General features: G+C 62.6%; 17 protein-coding genes. 15 read left to right on the forward strand and 2 right to left on the reverse strand.

Annotation, left to right across the window (positions count from 1 at the left end):
* The first annotated feature begins 12 nt into the window (after positions 1 to 12).
* The 3 genes from ACN9M3_RS24890 to ACN9M3_RS24900 all read left to right on the forward strand — a co-directional run bounded on the left by ACN9M3_RS24890 (position 13) and on the right by ACN9M3_RS24900 (position 3435).
* A complete protein-coding gene (locus ACN9M3_RS24890) occupies positions 13 to 1104 on the forward strand; it encodes a histidine kinase (protein WP_426172293.1) in 1092 nt (363 codons plus the stop codon).
* The gene (locus tag ACN9M3_RS24895; protein ID WP_426163720.1) at positions 1097 to 1744 is read left to right on the forward strand and encodes a response regulator; all 648 of its coding nucleotides are present in this window, start codon (positions 1097 to 1099) and stop codon (positions 1742 to 1744) included. Before ACN9M3_RS24890 ends, ACN9M3_RS24895 begins: the two co-directional genes overlap by 8 nt.
* 113 nt (positions 1745 to 1857) lie before the next feature.
* A complete protein-coding gene (locus ACN9M3_RS24900; RefSeq protein WP_426318961.1) occupies positions 1858 to 3435 on the forward strand; it encodes a GGDEF domain-containing protein in 1578 nt (525 codons plus the stop codon).
* Positions 3436 to 3486: 51 nt separating this feature from the next.
* Here the strand turns inward: ACN9M3_RS24900 and ACN9M3_RS24905 are convergent, their stop codons facing one another.
* Positions 3487 to 4107: a hypothetical protein gene (locus ACN9M3_RS24905; protein ID WP_426318962.1), complete on the reverse strand. Its 621-nt coding sequence runs from the start codon at positions 4105 to 4107 to the stop codon at positions 3487 to 3489.
* A 348-nt stretch (positions 4108 to 4455) separates the two neighbouring features.
* On the opposite strand from ACN9M3_RS24905, the gene ACN9M3_RS24910 reads away from it, so the two are divergent.
* From ACN9M3_RS24910 to ACN9M3_RS24945, 8 genes are all read left to right on the forward strand, one after another.
* Positions 4456 to 5916 (forward strand): flagellin, encoded by a 1461-nt coding sequence (locus tag ACN9M3_RS24910; RefSeq protein ID WP_426163726.1) that lies wholly within the window; start codon positions 4456 to 4458, stop codon positions 5914 to 5916.
* 76 nt (positions 5917 to 5992) lie between these two features.
* Positions 5993 to 6364, forward strand: coding sequence for a flagellar protein FlaG (locus ACN9M3_RS24915; protein ID WP_426163728.1), 372 nt, complete (start codon positions 5993 to 5995; stop codon positions 6362 to 6364).
* 182 nt (positions 6365 to 6546) lie between these two features.
* Complete coding sequence (gene fliD, locus ACN9M3_RS24920) at positions 6547 to 9201, forward strand: flagellar filament capping protein FliD (RefSeq protein ID WP_426318963.1); 2655 nt, start codon at positions 6547 to 6549, stop codon at positions 9199 to 9201.
* 21 nt (positions 9202 to 9222) lie between these two features.
* Positions 9223 to 9660: a flagellar export chaperone FliS gene (gene fliS, locus ACN9M3_RS24925; RefSeq protein WP_426163733.1), complete on the forward strand. Its 438-nt coding sequence runs from the start codon at positions 9223 to 9225 to the stop codon at positions 9658 to 9660.
* 12 nt (positions 9661 to 9672) lie between these two features.
* Positions 9673 to 9999, forward strand: a complete 327-nt coding sequence (locus ACN9M3_RS24930; protein ID WP_426318964.1) for a flagellar protein FliT — start codon at positions 9673 to 9675, stop codon at positions 9997 to 9999.
* Between the two features lie 14 nt (positions 10000 to 10013).
* Positions 10014 to 11291, forward strand: coding sequence for a flagellar hook-length control protein FliK (locus ACN9M3_RS24935; protein ID WP_426163738.1), 1278 nt, complete (start codon positions 10014 to 10016; stop codon positions 11289 to 11291).
* Entirely contained in the window at positions 11278 to 11634 is a 357-nt protein-coding gene (locus ACN9M3_RS24940) for an EscU/YscU/HrcU family type III secretion system export apparatus switch protein (RefSeq protein ID WP_426163740.1), read from the forward strand. The genes ACN9M3_RS24935 and ACN9M3_RS24940 overlap by 14 nt, the downstream gene beginning before the upstream one ends.
* Before the next feature lie 26 nt (positions 11635 to 11660).
* Positions 11661 to 12395, forward strand: coding sequence for a flagellar brake protein (locus tag ACN9M3_RS24945; protein ID WP_426318965.1), 735 nt, complete (start codon positions 11661 to 11663; stop codon positions 12393 to 12395).
* Between the two features lie 76 nt (positions 12396 to 12471).
* Here the strand turns inward: ACN9M3_RS24945 and fliE are convergent, their stop codons facing one another.
* Positions 12472 to 12813, reverse strand: coding sequence for a flagellar hook-basal body complex protein FliE (fliE, locus tag ACN9M3_RS24950; protein ID WP_426163745.1), 342 nt, complete (start codon positions 12811 to 12813; stop codon positions 12472 to 12474).
* Positions 12814 to 12982: 169 nt separating this feature from the next.
* Between fliE and fliF the strand changes: the two genes are divergently transcribed.
* Genes fliF through fliI form a run of 4 tightly spaced genes read left to right on the forward strand, consistent with a single transcriptional unit; the run spans position 12983 to position 17861 of the window.
* Entirely contained in the window at positions 12983 to 14719 is a 1737-nt protein-coding gene (gene fliF / locus ACN9M3_RS24955; protein WP_426318966.1) for a flagellar basal-body MS-ring/collar protein FliF, read from the forward strand.
* Positions 14712 to 15710: a flagellar motor switch protein FliG gene (fliG, locus tag ACN9M3_RS24960; RefSeq protein ID WP_426163749.1), complete on the forward strand. Its 999-nt coding sequence runs from the start codon at positions 14712 to 14714 to the stop codon at positions 15708 to 15710. Before fliF ends, fliG begins: the two co-directional genes overlap by 8 nt.
* Positions 15710 to 16456, forward strand: coding sequence for a flagellar assembly protein FliH (locus ACN9M3_RS24965; RefSeq protein ID WP_426318967.1), 747 nt, complete (start codon positions 15710 to 15712; stop codon positions 16454 to 16456). The genes fliG and ACN9M3_RS24965 overlap by 1 nt, the downstream gene beginning before the upstream one ends.
* 1 nt (position 16457) lies before the next feature.
* Positions 16458 to 17861: a flagellar protein export ATPase FliI gene (fliI, locus tag ACN9M3_RS24970; RefSeq protein ID WP_426172295.1), complete on the forward strand. Its 1404-nt coding sequence runs from the start codon at positions 16458 to 16460 to the stop codon at positions 17859 to 17861.
* Positions 17862 to 17891: the final 30 nt, after the last annotated feature.

Consider the following 17891-nt stretch of genomic DNA (forward strand, 5'->3'; position numbering starts at 1 on the left):
ATCCAACCACATATGCGTCCAGCCTTGCCGACCGCCCTCCACCATATCGCCGCCAACGCTCCCGGACTGGTCTACCAGTTCCGCCGCCATCCTGACGGCAGCGTGTCCTTCCCCTATTTGAGCGATGGCTGCCTGGCCCTGCTGGGCATCAACGCCGCCGAACTGCAGGCCGAACCTGAGCGTTTCCTGTCGCTGGTGCTGCCGGAAGACCGCCCCGCCTACCTGGAGTCGATGCAGTCCTCGGCCAATTCCCTGTGGAGCTGGAACTGGGAAGGCCGCATCTGGGTCGAGGCCTGGAAAGACGTCAAGTGGATCAACCTGCGCAGCACCCCGCATGCCCTGCCCGATGGCGGCGTGCAGTGGGAAGGCATCATGTCCAACATCACGGAGAGCAAGCAGGAGCAGCTCGAAGTGCGCGCCAGCCGCGCCCGGCTGGCCGAGCTGACCGCCCATATCGAACGGGTCAAGGAGCAGGAACGCGAACGCATCGCGCGCGAAATCCACGACGACCTGGGCGGCAACCTGACTGCCATCAAGATGGCCCTGGCCATGCTGGCCGCGCGCCTGCCGGAAGGCGATGACACCCTGCAGCAGAAGGCGGCCTACGTCGACTCCCTGGTCGACCGTACCATCGATGCCGTGCATCGCCTGACGCTCGACCTGCGCCCCTCGGTACTGGACTTCGGCCTGCTGCCGGCGCTGGAATGGCAGGTCAAGGAATTCGAAGCCCAGGCCGGCATCGCCTGCACCCTGCAGGCCAGCATGAAGGAACTCGAACTGGACCCCGAACAGGCGGCAGCCCTGTTCCGCATCGCACAGGAAGCGTTGACCAATATCGCCAAGCACGCGCAAGCGAGCGCGGTCACCGTCAAGCTGACGCGCAGCCGCGGCGTCCTGACCCTGAAGATCATCGACAATGGCCGCGGCATCCGCCCGTCCGACCGCGCCAAGCCCGACTCCTTCGGCCTGCGCGGCATGGCCGAGCGCGCGCGCGCGCTGGGCGGCACGCTCAACCTGGGTCATGCAGCCGGCGGCGGCACCGAAGTGGCGATCAAAATCCGCCTCCCGGCCCACGCGCCAGACGTTACAATGGGTCATGAGTGAAAAAGCCGTCATCAAAGTATTTATTGCCGACGACCATGCCATCGTGCGCGAGGGCCTGAAGCAGATCCTGGCTGAAACCAAGGACATCGTCGTCGCCGGCGAAGCGGAAAATGGCCTCGATGCCATCAAGCTGTTCCGCAAGTCCGGCTGCAATGTCCTGCTGCTCGATATCTCCCTGCCCGACCGCAACGGCATCGAAGTGCTGAAACAGGTCAAGAAAGACAAACCCGAGCTGGCCGTGCTGATGCTGTCCATGCATCGCGAAGACCAGTACGCCATCCGCTCCCTCAAGGCCGGCGCTGCCGGCTACCTCACCAAACAAAGTGCACCGAAAGAGTTAGTAAATGCAATCCGCCAGTGCGCAGCGGGGTTAAAATATGTTAGCCCGGCACTGGCCCAGGAATTGGCCAACCATGTCGGCGAGGACCATCAGGCTGCGCCGCACGAAACGCTGTCCGACCGCGAGTACCAGACCCTGACCATGATCGCCTCCGGCAAGACCGTAGGCACCATTGCCAAGGAGCTATCACTCTCGGTCAAGACCGTCAGCGAATACCGCTCCCGCCTGCTGGCCAAGATGAACCTGAAGAACAGCGCCGAACTCACGCACTACGCCATCAAGAACCAGCTGATCGATTAGAAAATGATGCCAAGAAGTAAGCACATTTTCTCCCGTTTATCATTGAATCATGCGACTGGACAGTGGCTTAAGATGCTGGTAATCGGTAAACCTTAATGAAGGCTGTACGTCAGATGTCTAGCAAACCCACCAATCCAGCCGCGGCGGACATGAATCCGGCTGATATCGCTCGCGAGGCATTCCGCCGCCTCGCTGTGCGCCGGATTGCCCCTACGCCAGACGCGTATCGCGACATCTACAATGAAATCGCCGGCATCGTGCCGGTGCCGCCGGCCCCGGTCGTGCAGGAGAGCCCGGCAGAAGCCATGCTGGTCCAGTTCGCCGCCCGCCTGACCGACCAGCCGGGCGACCTGGCCGACTTCGGCCGTCGTTTCAACCGTGCCGTCAAGGCGCGCGACTGGGATACCTACGCCCGCACCCTGGCTGCCCTGGCCGAACGGCCCCTGGTCAAGGTCGGCGCCGGCGGCCTGGTGCCTGAAGAAAACAACGAACAGGCGCGCCTGCTGCGCGAACTGCTGAGCCGCACCCTGACCTTTGCCGTCGCTTCCCTGCTGTCCGACAGCCCGAACCTGGTGGCCGAAGCCGAGTCGCTGGGTGCCGCCACCAAGGAAGCCCATACCGAGGCTGCGCTGGCCGAGATCGGCAGCCGCCTCAAGGAGCTGTGTTACCAGATCGAGATCCGCAGCGGCGACACCGCCGAGCAGCAGGAGCTGCTGCTGCGCCTGTTCCGCCTGCTGCTGGAAAACGTCAGCGAATTGCTGGATGACGACTCCTGGCTGCGCGGCCAGATCGACGCCGTGCAAAACCTGATTGCCGGCCCGATCGACCAGCGCGCGCTGGAAGAAGCCACGCGCAGCCTGAAAGACGTCATCTACAAGCAGAGCCAGCTCAAGCACTCGATCACCGACGTCAAGGCCACGGTCAAGAACATGATGATGACCTTCATCGACCGCCTTGGCGCTGTAGCGACCTCGACGGGCGACTTCCACGAAAAGATTGGTGGCTATTCCGACAAGATTCGCGCCGCCCGCGATATCGGCGAGCTGAACCAGATCCTTGACGACGTGCTGAAGGAAACCCGCCAGGTACAGAGCGAAGCCCTGAAGGCGCGCGACAATATGATGGTGGCGCGGCAGGAAGTGCAGGATGCCGAAGCGCGCATCCACGCGCTGGAAGCGAAGCTGCAGCACCTGAGCGAACTGGTGCGTGAAGACCAGTTGACCGGCTCGCTGAACCGGCGCGGCCTGGACGACGTGTTCGAGCGCGAAACCGCGCGCGCCGACCGCCGCGGCACGCCCCTCTGCATCGCCGTGCTGGACCTGGACGATTTCAAGAAGCTCAACGACACCATGGGCCACATCGCCGGCGACAACGCACTCAAGCACCTGGTCAAGGTAGTCAAGGAGACCCTGCGCTCGATGGACGTGATCGCCCGCTTCGGCGGCGAGGAATTCCTGATCCTGCTGCCCGAGACGACCATCGAGGCGGCGGAAGCCACCATGACCCGCCTGCAGCGTGAACTGACCCGCCACTTCTTCATGCATGAAAACGAAAAGGTACTGATCACATTCTCGGCCGGTGTCGCCCTGCGCCGCCCGCACGAGGGCCAGTCCGACCTGGTCAAGCGCGCCGACGAGGCCATGTACAAGGCCAAGAAGTCGGGCAAGAACCGCGTGGTGGTTGCTGAATAGCAGACTCAGGGCCTGAGCGAAAGAGCCCGCCCATGGCGGGCTCTTTTCTATTTAGCGCACGCGCCGGGCCGCCAGGTTTCGTGCCAGCGCCAGCATCGCCAAGCCCAGCAGCGTGAGCATGCCGGCGCCTGGCGCCGGCACATCGGACGCCGGATCCGTTGCGGCAGGGTCCGGGATCATCCAGGTGGTGAAGGCCAATGAGCGGTCGGTTCTCCGCATCGGGAAATCCGAAAAGTTGTTCTTTTCGTACAGCGGCCCCAAGCCATGCTGCACCATGAATGCGCTGCCACCACCGCCAACATCAAAGACGATGTCGTCACCGGCATTCACGTGCAGCTTAAAGCCTGTCAAATCGACCAGCGTCCCGTCCAGGCGAGACGTAAACGGTGCAGTCCAGCCATCGGTCTGCCAGCTGTCGCCGCCGCCAATCTTGATCTTGACGCTGGTCGTCTGCCAAGTGTAGCCGGGGGCCGTGAATATGCCCAATCCCGACAGGAGTCCGGTTTGGGTCGCGGAAAAATGCTGTTGGTAATGACTATGGATCGCATCGACCGCGGCGCCCGGCCAACTGACCGGGTTATTGACGTCGACGACGGGCAGGACGCCGGCGCACGCCTGGGTACAAGCCACGGCGCATAAGGCGGCAGCCAAACGTTGAGGGAGAATACGCATTGTGATTAACAAAGAGTTATCGGAATTGCATAGTACTCAATATATTTCCAAATGCAATCGTTAATTACCAAGCATAAACATCCCTATTTCTCCGCCCGCCGAACTTTTTTTGCGCGTGAAAAATATTTTTTTTCGGCCTAAAGTTCATGAAAAGCCCGCCGACTAAGCGGCACTCCGTAGGCAACTTGAGGGGTAAAACAGGGGGATTTGCCGGCTAAATCGCCCTAAAGGTTCCCGTGCGGCAACCGTTACCCAAAACAACAGCGGCTTGATCGTCACAAGAACAGCGTGGCGGGCCAAAGTGAATGAGCAAATTGCCCAATCAGTAGTACCGAATGGAGAAATACCATGGCTTCCGTAATTAACACCAACATCTCGTCCCTGAACTCGCAGCGCAACCTGAACGCATCCCAGAGCAGCCTGTCGACCTCCCTGCAACGTCTGTCCTCCGGCCTGCGTATTAACAGCGCTAAGGACGATGCTGCTGGCCTGGCAATTTCGGACCGTATGAATTCCCAGATTCGCGGCATGAACCAGGCAATGCGCAACGCCAACGACGGCGTTTCGCTGGCTCAAACCGCTGAAGGCGCGCTGGCTTCCTCCGGCGACATCCTGCAGCGTATCCGTGAACTGGCAGTGCAGTCCTCCAACGCGACCAACTCGGCTTCGGACCGTCAGGCGCTGCAGACTGAAGTTGGCGAACTGGCATCCGAACTGAACCGCGTTGCCCAGACCACCAACTTCAACGGCAAAAACCTGCTGGACGGCTCGATGGGCACCGCCACCTTCCAGGTCGGCGCTGACGCGAACCAGACCATCCAGGCTGTTGGCGCCAACTTCCTGACCAGCACCTACGGCGACAACCGTATCGAAGGCGCGCCTGCTGCCGTGACCGCTGCCAACACCTCGGCTGCCACCACCGCGACCATCAACGGTTCCCGCGGTTCGGCAACCATCACCACCTTGGCCGCTACCAGCACCGCCAAGTCGGTCGCTGCCAGCATCAACGCACAGACCGCCAACACCGGCGTCACTGCATCGGCCAAAACCGACGCGGCACTGACCCTGGGCGCTGAGTCCTACACCATGACCGTCGAAGGCGACAACGCTGGCTCCCCAGTGACCGTGTCCTTCACCATCGGTACCGGTGCCAACTCGGCTGACGACTATGCTTCGGCGATCAATGCCTTCAATGCGCAATCGTCCAAGACCGGCGTGACTGCCCAGTACGACGAGACCAATAACAAGCTGAAACTGTCGCACTCGACCGGCTCCGACATCAAGCTGACCAACACCAAGACCGGTGGCAACACTGTCCTGAGCGCACAGAACTACAACGCCGCTGGCGCGCTGAACGGTGCAGCCAACGCGATGACTGCAGCAGCTGCTGTGTCGACCGTGATGGGCCGCGTGACCATGGACTCCGAGAGCTCGTTCTCGGTGACGGAAGCCGCTGCAACTGGCTTCAGCCTGGCTGGTGGTTCGACCCTGAAGTCGGTGGCAACCCTGGACGTGACGACCTTCGACAACGCCCAGCTGGCAATCAAGATCGCTGACGCCGCCCTGGCTTCGGTGAACAGCCAGCGCGCATCGTTCGGCGCACTGCAGTCCCGCTTCTCCTCGACCATCTCGAACCTGAGCGCGACGACCGAGAACCTGTCTGCATCGCGCAGCCGTATCGTGGACACCGACTTTGCTGCAGAAACCGCAAGCCTGACCCGCGGCCAGATCCTGCAACAAGCTGGTACCGCGATGCTGGCCCAGGCTAACTCGCTGCCTAACGGCGTGCTGAGCCTGCTGCGCGGCTAATCGCCAATAAGCTAGGTAAAAAAGCGGTTCCCCGCTCCGGTTCGCCGGACCGGGGAATTTTCCGTAGGAGGTCTGTATGACTATCGATTCAATAACTGCTACTGTGCCGCGCGCTGACCGCGGCATCGCGGTCCCGGATTTCGTGGCCCTCCCGGTGGCAGGCCGCAGCCCGGCTGCTGCGGTGGAAACCATCGATGCGGTCAAGGCCAAGGAAGCAACGCCTTCCAAGAAGGATGTGGAAGAAGCCGTTGCAAAGCTGAACAAATCGGTGCAGCAGCGGGCCCAAAGCCTGCTGTTCTCGATCGACGATGACAGCCACCGCACCGTCGTCAAAGTGATTGACCTGCATACCCAGGAAGTGCTGCGCCAGATTCCGACTCCGGAAGCCCTGGAGATCGCCAAGGCGATCGATGCCTTCAGGGGTTTGCTGGTCGATCAGGAAGCCTGACCACTAGCAACAGCGTTCCCGGCCCGGCCTGCCCTTGCGGCAGCCCGGGCTTTTTTGCGCTATGCTGGCCGCAGGGAAGCTTGTCATTTCAGACAAGAATAAACAGGTATTTCCCCCTCTCAAGTCCCCTTTGATTCTGCCGTAAACAAGTTAGACTTATCTTGTTTCCTCAGGAGTTTGCCGTGGCCCTTTCCAGCACCCCAGCACTATCATCTCCCGGTATCGGTTCCGGCTTGCAGGTCAACGACATCGTCGACAAACTCATGGCGGCCGAAGCGGCGCCACTGGCGGGCTACGACCGCAAGACCGCGTCCTACCAGGCCAAGGTGAGCGCCTTCGGTTCACTGACCGCAGCGGTCGGCGTGTTCCAGAGCGCCCTGGGCGGCCTGACCTCGGCCAACTCCTTCAAAGGCTTCTCTACCACGGTAGGCAACAAGGATTTGCTGACTGCCAGCGCTTCGGCCAAGGCAGTGGCGGGCAATTACAAGATCAATGTCAGCCAGCTGGCGCAGGCGCAGACCCTGATGACCACTGGCCTGGCGAGCAAGACGTCGACTATCGGCCTGGGCGGTTCGACGACCCTGTCCTTCCAGTTCGGTACGGCCAGCGGCAGCTTCGGCTTGCAAGGCACGGGCCTGAGCTCATCGATGCTGGCCAACGGCTTGGCCAATGGCTCGCTCAGCATCAACGGCACTGCCATTCCAACCTCAAGCGGCACCAATAGCGCCACGGCACTGGCAAATGCCATCAATGACAAGACCAGCACGACCGGCGTCACTGCCACGGTGGCGAATATTTTCTCCACCTTTGGCGACGTGGCGACCGATGGCACGGGCTCTTACGCGCTGAAAGTCGGCAACGTCACGATCGCCAGCCAGGGAGCAGGCGTCGCGGCGGGCGCCGGCGTCACGGCTGCTTCCCTCGATGCCGACCTGGCCAATGCGGGCGGCGCCACCGCTACCGCACTTGCTGCTGCCGGCATCACGTTTACCGGCAGTGCCGCCGCCGGCACCCTGGAATTCCGCAGTGCCAGCGGCGCCAGCGTGGCCATCACCGAAACCGCCAGCGGCGTCACCGGCGGCGCCAAGACTGCGGCGGGCGCCGCGAACGCCGGGGCCACCTACGCTTCGGCCAGCAGCGTCACCCTGACCTCGGCCAACGGCAGCCCAATCACCATCGCCGGCAACAATCCTGCCGCCGCCGGCCTGACTGCCGGCACCGGCGGCAGCATGTTGGGCGGTGGTTTCAGCCAGGATGCCAGCCAGCCAACGGGTTCCGTCGTCATCGACAGCACCAACAACACCCTGCAAGGCGTGGCCGACGCCATCAACAAAGCCAGCCTGGGCGTGACCGCCACCATCGTGTCCGACGGCAGCGCGTCCCCGTACCGTCTGGTGCTGACGTCGAACAAGACCGGCGAAAACGCGGCCATGAAGATCAGCCTGAGCGGTGATGGCAGCAACCCGCCGGACGCGGCCTTGAGCAGCCTGCTCAGCTATGATCCGGCCGGCACCCAGTCGATGCAGCAGACCAGTGCTGCCCAGGACACCAAGCTGACTGTCAACGGCATTGCCGTCAGCAGCCACTCCAACACTGTCAACGAATCGATCCAGGGCGTGGGCCTGACGGTCAACCAGGTCGGCAGCACGACGCTGAACGTGGCGCGCGACACCAACAGCGTGAAGACCAATCTGACGGCCTTCGTCAAGGCGTACAACGAACTCAACGGCGCGCTGAAAAAACTCACCGCCTACGACCCGGAAACCAAGAAAGCCGGCGCGCTGCAAGGCGACCCGACCGCCCAGTCGATGCAGGCGCAATTGCGCCGCATGATGAGCGGCCAGATCACCGGCCTGTCCGGCAGCCTGACCAATATGGGCCAGGTAGGCATTTCCTTTGCAAAAGACGGCACGCTCAGCCTCGACGACGCCAAGCTGAACAAGGCAATCGAGAAGAATTTCGGCGACATCGCCGGCCTGTTTACCGCGATCGGCAATGCCACCGACCCGAACGTCAGCTTTGTCAGCTCGACTGCAAAAACCAAGCCGGGCAGCTATGCGCTGAACATCACGGCACTGGCCAGCCAAGGTGCATTGACCAGCTCGGCAGCGCTGGGCAGCACCACGATTGCCGCCAACACCACCTGGGCGGTGACCCTGAACGACACCACGCCCAGCAACTCGAAAAATATCGCCAATGTCACCATCCCGGCAGGCACCTATTCGCCCGCCGAACTGGCCAAGATCGTACAGTCATCGATCAACGGCACAGCAGCCTTCTCGGATACCGGTTCCAGCGTCACCGCAGCGATCGACGGCAGCGGCAAATTGGTGCTCTCGTCCAGCAAATACGGCTCGGCCTCGAATATCGCCCTGACCAGTGTCAGCGGCAGCACCGTGGACAGCGTGTTCGGCGGCGCAACGCCGGTGGTCGGCACCGACGTGGCCGGCACCCTGGGTGGCAAGGCAGTGGTCGGAACCGGACAGACCCTCACCGGCGCCGAGGGCACCGATGCGGAAGGCCTGAAAATCGACATTACCGGCGGCGCCCTCGGCGATCGCGGCACCGTCTCCTTCTCGCAAGGCTATGCCTACCAGCTCAACAACCTGGCCACGTCATTCCTGGGCAGCAAAGGCTTGCTGACGACCGTGACCGAAGGCTTAAACAAGAGCATCAAGGACGTGGCCAAACAGCGCGACGCCTTCTCTTCCAAGCTGGACGACATTGAAAAACGCTACCGCACCCAATTTACGCGGCTTGATGCGACCTTGGCGAAAATGCAGAGCACGCAAGCGTATTTGACTCAGCAACTGGCGGCTATTGCCTCCAACAGCTGAGCGCAGGAATAAGGAGAGATTATGTTTGGAACTACTTCACGCGGCGTCAACGCCTACGCGAAAGTCGGTCTGGAAACCGGCGTCAGCTCCGCTTCGCCGCACAAGCTGATCGTCATGCTGTACGACGGCGCCCTGGCTGCGATCATGACTGCGCAGACCCAAATGAATGCAGGTAATGTGCAAGAAAAAGGCAAAGCCATCTCCAAAGCCATCCGCATCATCGACGATGGCTTACGTGCCAGCCTGGACAAGGAAGCCGGCGGCGAGATCGCCCGCAACCTGGATGCCCTGTATGACTACATGAGCCGCCGCTTGCTCGAAGCAAACATAAAGAACAGTCCGGAAATCCTGGACGAAGTGCGCGGCCTGCTGGCCGACCTGCGCGATACCTGGAACCAGATCGGCGGCAACCCTGCCGCGACCACCAATGCCCAGCCTGCTGCTTTGTCCAGCATGTAATCGAGGATGACAATGACGAACGTGGAAATTTTGACCGCCTACACCGCCATGGCAGCACTGACCCACAAGATGGTGGCGGCAGCAACGATGTCCGACTGGGACGGACTGGAAGTGCTGGAAAGCCAGGTAGCGGCCCAGGTGGCCCTGCTGCGCGGCAATGAGGAAGCAGTCGTGCTGGACGCCGCCGAGCGCCAGCAGAAGCTGGGCCTGATCAAGCAGATGCTGGACGACGACCGCCAGATCCGCGACCTGACCATGCCCTGGATGGCCCAGCTGTCCAAACTGATCAACAACACCGGCACTGAACGGCGCCTGGCCGCCGCCTACGGCGCCGTCTGAGCGGGGCGGCTGCCATGCTGCCCCCGCGCCTGGATGTCCGGGGCGTCAGCGCCACCAGCGCGGCTTCGGCCGCGCCAGCGGTTGCCGCACCGCGCCAGGAAGCCTTCCAGCGCGCCCTCTCGCAAATGGTCGGGCAAACCCTGCCCGCCCAGGTCCTCAGCAAATTCTCCGATGGCAGTTTCCTGGTGCGCGTGGCCGATACCAATGCGCGCATGTTGCTGCCAAACGGCATCAATGCCGGCGATGAACTGCCTCTGACCGTCGTCAGCGGCCAACCGCGCGCCACGCTGCAGGTGGGCGCCGGCAGTCCGCAAGCGGGCCAGATGGCGACCTTCGTGTCGGGCGACCAGATGCCCGACATGCCGGCCCAAGGGCGCCTGCCTTCGCAGGAAGCGGCCATCCTGAACCTGAGCGGCAAGCAACCGCAGGCAGCCGGCGGCGCAGAAGCCGGCCAAACTGGCGCCGCGCAAGCCCAGGGCCGCGCGCTGAGTGCCGGCGCTGCCCTGCTCAGCAAAGCCCCGCTGGTGCCGTCCGACCAGTTGCCCTCGCTCGGCAAGGACACGCCGCAGGCCGCGCTCAGTCCCGCCGCACGCGCCATCGCCAGCGCACTGGCCTCCGCCTACACGACGCCGGGCATGCCGGTCACCATCAACGGCAAGGCGCCGCTCAGTGCCGGCGGCCCGCCCGATACGGGAAAACTCAGCCAGGGCTTGCAGCGCGCCCTAGGCGACAGCGGCCTGTTTTACGAATCCCATGTGGCCGAATGGGCCTCAGGCAAGCGTTCGCTGCAAGACTTGCAGCGCGAGCCGCAAATGCAGCGCCAGGCTGCCGCGCAAGGTGCGGGACAAAGCCAGGCTGATGCCGTGGCGAAAGCGTTGGCAGGCCCCGATCTGTCCGCCGCGCAAATGATCAACCAGCAGTTGCACACCCACGAACAAGGCAAGGTCATGTGGCAAGGCGAAGCGTGGCCCGGCCAGCAAATGCAATGGCTGGTCGAGCGCGACCAGCAAGGCGAAGCCGGCGGCAAAGGCAGCCGCCGCGAGGGGCGCGACGGCGAAGCCGATCCCGTCTGGCGCAGCGGCGTGCGCTTCCGTTTCCCCATGCTGGGCAAGGTCGCGGCCAACGTCACCCTGGTCGGCGACCAGGTGCATATTGCTGTCCAGTCCGGTTCGGAAGACACGGCTGCCACCCTGCGCGCCTGGGCCAGCGCCTTGCAGCAAGCCATGGATGCCGCAGGCGCACCGCTGACCTCCCTCGCCATCAACGCGGAGGGCAACGATGGCGCCGAGTGAGCAGAACGAGCAGCCGCGCAAGCCGCTGCAAAGTGCCGTCGCCCTCGCCTACAAGAGCGGCGAAGCGGCACCAAAAGTCGTCGCCAAAGGACGCGGGCTGGTGGCCGAGCAAATCATTGCCGTCGCCGCCGAACATGGCGTGCACATCCACGAGTCGAAAGAACTGGTATCGCTGCTGATGGAAGTGGACCTGGACCAGCAGATCCCGCCACTGCTCTACCGTGTAATTGCGGAACTGTTAGCGTGGCTTTATCATATTGAAGCAGCGCAAAAGACTGGCCAGCCCCCGCCCCCGGCGCCCGATCTCAGCGTACCGAATGAATCCCCAGAAAACGGACTTTGATGCACAGCTATATTTCGGAATCGGACATGGAAAACTGGCATGATTTCGAGGTCGCATCGCGCCGTGAGATCACTGCGCTGCTGCGCAGTATCGGCGAGAAAAACCAGTTGATCCGCATGCTCATCAAGGGCGAGTCCGATGTCTGCGTCACGTCGATCCTGGAAGTCGATGCCGAGGGCGGCAACGTCATCCTCGACTGCTCCATCAGCCCCGACCAGAACCGCCGCATCCTTGGCGCAAAAAGGCTTTCCTTCGAAACCACGCTGGACAAGATCCGCATCATGTTCAGCGGTGAGCACATCGAATCGACCACGTTCGAAGGCAGCCCGGCCTTCAAGATGCCGCTGCCGGCCAGCCTGGTGCGCCTGCAGCGCCGCGAGTTCTACCGCATCGCCACGCCGGTCACCAACCCCGTGCGCGTCCTGATCCCGCAGCCGGCTGAGCTGGGCGGCGGCAGCAAGCCGTTCCCGCTGTCCGACATCAGCTGCGGCGGCATTGCGATCCTCGACAACAGCCTGGAATTGGGCGACACGATTGGCAAGGTCTACAACGACTGCCGCATTGAACTGCCCGAAGTGGCCACGATCACCACCGGCCTGCAGATCCGCAACTCGCTGGACCTGACGCTTTTAAACAACAAAACCAACCGCCGCCTCGGCTGCCAATTCGTCGACATGCCGCGCTCCTCGCTGACCGCCGTACAGCGCTACATCACCAAGCTCGAGCGGGAACGCAACGCCCGCATCGCCGGCCTGGAATGATGAAAGTCGGGGTCAGGTCTGGCAATCGGACAAATCGCGTCGCGATTTGTCCGATTGCCAGACCTGACCCCGACTTTCAAACCTGCATGTTCATGATGTCGTGGTAGGCCTGCACCAGCTTGTTGCGCACCTGGACGGTGGCCTGGAAGTTGATGCTGGCTTTCTGCATCGAGATCATCACGTCCGACAGGTTGACCGAATCGTCCCCCATCTGGAAACGCTTGGTCAGTCCTTCGGCCTTGTCTTGGCTGGCCTGCACCGCGTCCAGCGCGCCTTTCAGGGCGTTGGTGAAGTCGGGCTTCTCGGCCACTTTCTCGGTCTGGATCACCGGGGGCGTGGCTGACGGCCGCGTGGCCGCCGCATGCAGCTGGGCGATCATGGCCTGGATTTGGCTAGAATCAATTCCGCCTGTTCTCATTAGTTGACTCCAAGATACAATATTCCTGTTTTCAGGCTTCCAGAATACCCGTGTGAAAGCAAGGGGATAGCCTTGAGCAGCAAGGCAAACGGCCTCCTGTTCACGCATTTAAAGGACGCAACATCGCCTGATAATGTGCAACAGGCCCATTAACCCACAGTGATTACCCATGGCTGCAGCCGCCGAACAAATCGATATCGACGATCCAGAAGCCCAACAGGCGCCCAGGGGCCGCTTCGCCTTCTTCCAGACCCCTATGGGCAAGATGGTGATTCGCGGCGCTGCCGTGGCAGGCGTCCTGGCGCTCATCCTGATCCTGTGGATGTGGAATAAGGAACCGGATTACAAGGTCCTGTTCGCCAATTACACCGACAAGGATGGCGGCGCCATCACCGCTGCACTGGACCAGATGCAGGTCAAGTACAAGCTGGCCGAAGGCGGCCAGGCGATCCTCGTGCCCGCCGAGCAAGTGCACAATGTGCGCCTGCGCCTGGCCCAGCAGGGCTTGCCGAAAGGCGGCAATGTCGGCTTTGAGGTCATGGAAAACCAGAAGCTGGGCGTATCCCAGTTCCTGGAACAGGTCAATTACCAGCGCGCCCTGGAAGGCGAACTGGCGCGCTCCATCCAGTCCATCGGCGCGGTGGAGTCGGCGCGCGTGCACCTGGCCCTGCCGAAGCCTTCGGTCTTCGTCCGCGACCAGCAGAAGCCCACCGCTTCGGTGATCTTGCAACTGCACGCCAACCGCATGATCGATCCGGCCCAGGTCAGCGCCATCGTGCACCTGGTCGCTTCTTCCGTGCCGGAGCTGTCGCCGGCCAATGTGACCGTGGTCGACCAGGCCGGCAACCTGGTGTCCGACATCAACAAGAACGGCAACGCGGCCAACAACGCCAAGAACCTCGACGCATCCCAGCTCAAGTACGTGCAGGAGATGCAGAAGCAAGTCATCAAGCAGGTCGAGTCGATCATCACCCCGATCGTGGGCGAAGGCAATGTGCGCGCCGAGGCTGTGGCCGACGTCGACTTCTCCGCCATCGAACAAGCCGCCGAGACCTACAAGCCGAACTCGCCGCCCGCCGCTTCGGCCATCCGCAGCCAGCAAAGCAGCGAGACCAGCGGCAATGCCAACGCCAACCCCGGCGGCATTCCTGGCGCCCTGTCGAACCAGCCGCCGGGCGTTGCCACGGCCCCGCTGACGACCACGCCGCCAGGCGCTGCCGGTGCGCCGGGGCAGCCAGGCACAGGCGCCGCGACTGCCGCGGCCGGGCCAAGCCATAAGGAATCGACAACCAATTATGAAGTCGACAAGACGGTGCGCTATGAACAGAAGGCAATGGCCGGACTGAAGCGCATGACCGTCGGCGTCGTAGTAAACTATCGTCGGACCATCGATAAAAACGGCAAGGTCGTCGTCAAGCCGCTCAGCGCTGACGAAATGGCCAAGATCAACAGCCTGGTCAAGGAAGCCATGGGCTACAACCAGGACCGCGGCGATTCCGTCAGCGTGGCCAACGCGCCATTCGACGGCGTCGACAGGGAACCGGAGGCACCGCTCGAATGGTGGCGCGACCCGGCCAACCTGCCGCTGGCCAAGGAACTGGCGAAGTTCCTGATTACGGCCCTGATCCTGCTGTACATCCTGCTGCGTATCGTGCGTCCGATGATGCGTCCGGTATTCAAGAAGATCGACCAGATCAATGAACCGGAACCGGAACCAGAACCGGAGCCTATCGTGGAACCAGTCGGCCCGACACCGGAAGAATTGCTGGCGGAGGAGATCGCCAAGATGGAAGAAAACACTGCCCGCACCTACCGCGACAACCTGGCGCTGGCGAAGAAACTGGCTGCGGAAGATCCGCGCATCGTCGCCAACGTCATCAAGGAATGGATAGGCAACAATGACTGAGAATACCGGACTGCAAAAGGCCGCCATCCTGATGCTGGCCATGGGCGAAGCCGAGGCGGCCGAGGTGATGAAGTTCCTCGGCCCGCGCGAGGTGCTGAAGCTGGGCGCTTCGATGGCCACCATGAAGAACATCCCGCATGAAATGGTGGTTGACGTGCTGGACGATTTCCGCGACCAGTACGCGGCCGCTTCCACCGTGGGCCTCGATTCGGACGAATACATCCGCCAGGTGCTGACCAAGGCGCTGGGCGACGACAAGGCGTCGGTCCTGCTGTCGCGCATTTTGGGCGGCAAGGATGCTTCCGGCATCGAATCGCTGAAGTGGATGGATTCGCAATCGGTCGCCGAATTGATCCGCAACGAACATCCGCAGATCATCGCCACCATCCTGGTCCACCTGGAGCGCGACCAGGCCTGCGAAATCCTGGGCCACTTCACCGACCGCCTGCGCAACGACGCGGTGCTGCGGATCGCCACGCTGGATGGGGTGCAGCCGGCCGCCTTGCGCGAGCTGAACGACGTGCTGACCAAGCTTCTGTCCGGCAATGAAAATATCAAGAAATCGACCCTGGGCGGCGTGCGCGCCGCGGCCGAGATCCTGAACTTCATGTCCGGCGAACAGGAACAGAACGTGATGGACAATATCAAGAACTACGACAACGACATGGCGCAGAAGATCATGGACGAAATGTTCGTGTTCGACAACCTGATCGACGTCGATGACCGCGGCATCCAGCTGCTGCTGCGCGAAGTGCAGTCCGAAATGCTGATCATTGCGCTGAAAGGCGCTTCGCAGGACTTGCGCGACAAGATCTTCAAGAACATGTCGGCGCGCGCCTCCGAAATGATGCGCGAAGATTTGGAAAACAAAGGCCCGGTACGCCTGTCCGAAGTGGAGACGCAGCAGAAGCAGATCCTGCAGATTGTGCGCCGCCTGGCGGATGAAGGCCAGATCGTGCTGGGCGGCAAGGGTGAGGATTCCTTCGTCTGATGACAAGCATCCCGAAAGAAAAACAGACGGCCTACCAGCGCTGGGAGTTGCAATCCTTCGGCGACGCGCGCCCGAGCGTGGTGGCCCAGCGCGAACGCGAGGAGGCGGAAGTGCGCGCCGCCCTGGCCGCCGAAGCCGCCGCACAGGCGGAAGTCGAGCAAGCCGAATACGCGGCGGAACCGGCTCCTGCCCCGGAATATCCAAGCGAAGAAGAACTGGCCGCGATCCGCGAGGAAGCACGCCAGCAGGGCTATGACGCCGGCTTCAAGGCCGGCCACGACGAAGGCGCGGCGCAGGCCCTGGACGAAGCGCGCGCCGCCACCGAGCAAGCGATTGCACCGGTGCGCGAGATCGCCGACAACTTCAGCAGCGCGCTGCGCGAAGCCGACCAGGCCATCAGCAATGAGGTGCTGGAACTGGCGCTGCACCTGGCCAAGGGCATGATCAAGACTGCCCTGCGCGTGAAGCCGGAACTGATCCTGCCGATCGTGCGCGAGGCCATCGAATACCTGCCGGTGCTGCAGCAGCCGGCACTGCTGATCCTGAATCCGGAAGACGCCGCCGTGGTGCGCGAGAGCATTGCGGAAGAACTCGACAAAGGCGGCTGGCGCGTGATCGACGACCCGACCGTCGAACGTGGCGGGTGCAAGGTCGATACAGCCTCCAACCAGATCGATGCCACCGTGGCGTCGCGCTGGCAGCGCCTGAGCCTGGCGCTTGGCAAAGACATTGACTGGATCGATTGAGATGGGCGCCCCCGACCCACAGGTGCACGCGGGCCGCTGGCGTTCTTACCTGAACGATTGCGCAACGCTGGTCGATTTCGTCGAACCGATGCAAGTGTCGGGCCGCGTCACCCGCGTGGCGGGCCTGGTGATGGAAGCAGTCGGCTTGCGCCTGGCGGTCGGCGCGGCCTGTACCGTGCCCCTGCCCTCCGGCGGCAAGGTCGAAGCCGAAGTGGTCGGCTTCGAGGGTGACAAGCTGTTCCTGATGCCGCAAAGCGACGTCGAAGGCATCATCCCCGGCACCCGCGTGTTCCCGGTAGAACAGAGCGTGCCGAAGCCCGGCAGCGTCAACCACCCGCGCCGCCGCCCCAGCGACCGCGCGCGCCATTTGCCCGTTGGCCCCGAGCTGCTTGGCCGCGTGGTCGATGGCGCCGGCCGCCCTCTCGACGGCCTGGGCCCGATCCAGACCAGCGATTCGGCGCCGATCAATGTGCGTCCCGCCAACCCGCTGGGCCGCGCACCGATCGTGGAAACGCTGGACGTCGGCGTGCGCTGCATCAATGCCATGCTGACCGTGGGACGCGGCCAGCGCATGGGGCTGTTTGCCGGCTCCGGCGTCGGCAAGTCCGTCCTGCTCGGCATGATGGCGCGCTACACCGAAGCCGACATCATCGTGGTCGGCCTGATCGGCGAGCGGGGACGTGAGGTGAAGGAGTTCATCGAGCAGATCCTGGGCGAGGAAGGCTTGCGCCGTTCCGTGGTCGTGGCAGCACCGGCCGACACGCCGCCGCTGATGCGCATGCAGGGGGCGGCGTATTCCACCGCGATCGCCGAGCACTTCCGCGACAAGGGCCAGAACGTCCTGCTGATCATGGATTCGCTGACCCGCTACGCGATGGCGCAGCGCGAAATCGCCCTGGCCATTGGCGAGCCGCCAGCCACCAAAGGTTACCCGCCTTCCGTGTTTGCAAAATTGCCAGTGCTGGTCGAGCGCGCCGGCAATGGCGAACTGGGCGGCGGCTCGATCACGGCTTTCTACACCGTATTGACCGAGGGCGACGACCAGCAGGATCCGATCGCCGACTCGGCGCGCGCGATCCTGGACGGCCACATCGTGCTGAACCGTCGCCTGGCCGAAGCCGGCCACTACCCGGCAATTGATATCGAACAGTCAATCAGCCGTGCCATGCACTCGATCACATCGCACACCCACCAGAACCAGGCGCGCCGGCTGAAACAGTTGTTTTCGCGCTACGAACGCAGCCGCGACCTGATCGCTGTCGGGGCGTACACGCCGGGCACCGATCCGGTGCTTGACCAGGCCATCAACCTGCACGATAAGATTGAACAATTCCTGCAACAGCAAATTACGGAGCAGGTGAACATGCCCGAGAGCTTGGGGCAGTTAACCTCTCTATTCGACTGATTGGTGCGTTTGGCCTTGCATATAATTGAC

It is taken from the genome of Pseudoduganella sp. R-43, assembly GCF_049913255.1.
In the GTDB taxonomy this organism is placed as follows: domain Bacteria; phylum Pseudomonadota; class Gammaproteobacteria; order Burkholderiales; family Burkholderiaceae_D; genus Rugamonas.

What these genes read in the sequence shown, in the direction of transcription:
- ACN9M3_RS24905 (WP_426318962.1), bottom strand. Translation starts at nt 4,107, where the DNA reads ATGCGTATTCTCCCTCAACGTTTGGCTGCCGCCTTATGCGCCGTGGCT.
- ACN9M3_RS24910 (WP_426163726.1), top strand. Translation starts at nt 4,456, where the DNA reads ATGGCTTCCGTAATTAACACCAACATCTCGTCCCTGAACTCGCAGCGC.
- ACN9M3_RS24940 (WP_426163740.1), top strand. Translation starts at nt 11,278, where the DNA reads ATGGCGCCGAGTGAGCAGAACGAGCAGCCGCGCAAGCCGCTGCAAAGT.
- ACN9M3_RS24965 (WP_426318967.1), top strand. Translation starts at nt 15,710, where the DNA reads ATGACAAGCATCCCGAAAGAAAAACAGACGGCCTACCAGCGCTGGGAG.
- fliS (WP_426163733.1), top strand. Translation starts at nt 9,223, where the DNA reads ATGTTTGGAACTACTTCACGCGGCGTCAACGCCTACGCGAAAGTCGGT.
- fliI (WP_426172295.1), top strand. Translation starts at nt 16,458, where the DNA reads ATGGGCGCCCCCGACCCACAGGTGCACGCGGGCCGCTGGCGTTCTTAC.
- ACN9M3_RS24930 (WP_426318964.1), top strand. Translation starts at nt 9,673, where the DNA reads ATGACGAACGTGGAAATTTTGACCGCCTACACCGCCATGGCAGCACTG.
- ACN9M3_RS24945 (WP_426318965.1), top strand. Translation starts at nt 11,661, where the DNA reads ATGGAAAACTGGCATGATTTCGAGGTCGCATCGCGCCGTGAGATCACT.
- ACN9M3_RS24895 (WP_426163720.1), top strand. Translation starts at nt 1,097, where the DNA reads ATGAGTGAAAAAGCCGTCATCAAAGTATTTATTGCCGACGACCATGCC.
- ACN9M3_RS24890 (WP_426172293.1), top strand. Translation starts at nt 13, where the DNA reads ATGCGTCCAGCCTTGCCGACCGCCCTCCACCATATCGCCGCCAACGCT.
- ACN9M3_RS24915 (WP_426163728.1), top strand. Translation starts at nt 5,993, where the DNA reads ATGACTATCGATTCAATAACTGCTACTGTGCCGCGCGCTGACCGCGGC.
- ACN9M3_RS24935 (WP_426163738.1), top strand. Translation starts at nt 10,014, where the DNA reads ATGCTGCCCCCGCGCCTGGATGTCCGGGGCGTCAGCGCCACCAGCGCG.
- ACN9M3_RS24900 (WP_426318961.1), top strand. Translation starts at nt 1,858, where the DNA reads ATGTCTAGCAAACCCACCAATCCAGCCGCGGCGGACATGAATCCGGCT.
- fliF (WP_426318966.1), top strand. Translation starts at nt 12,983, where the DNA reads ATGGCTGCAGCCGCCGAACAAATCGATATCGACGATCCAGAAGCCCAA.
- fliE (WP_426163745.1), bottom strand. Translation starts at nt 12,813, where the DNA reads ATGAGAACAGGCGGAATTGATTCTAGCCAAATCCAGGCCATGATCGCC.
- fliG (WP_426163749.1), top strand. Translation starts at nt 14,712, where the DNA reads ATGACTGAGAATACCGGACTGCAAAAGGCCGCCATCCTGATGCTGGCC.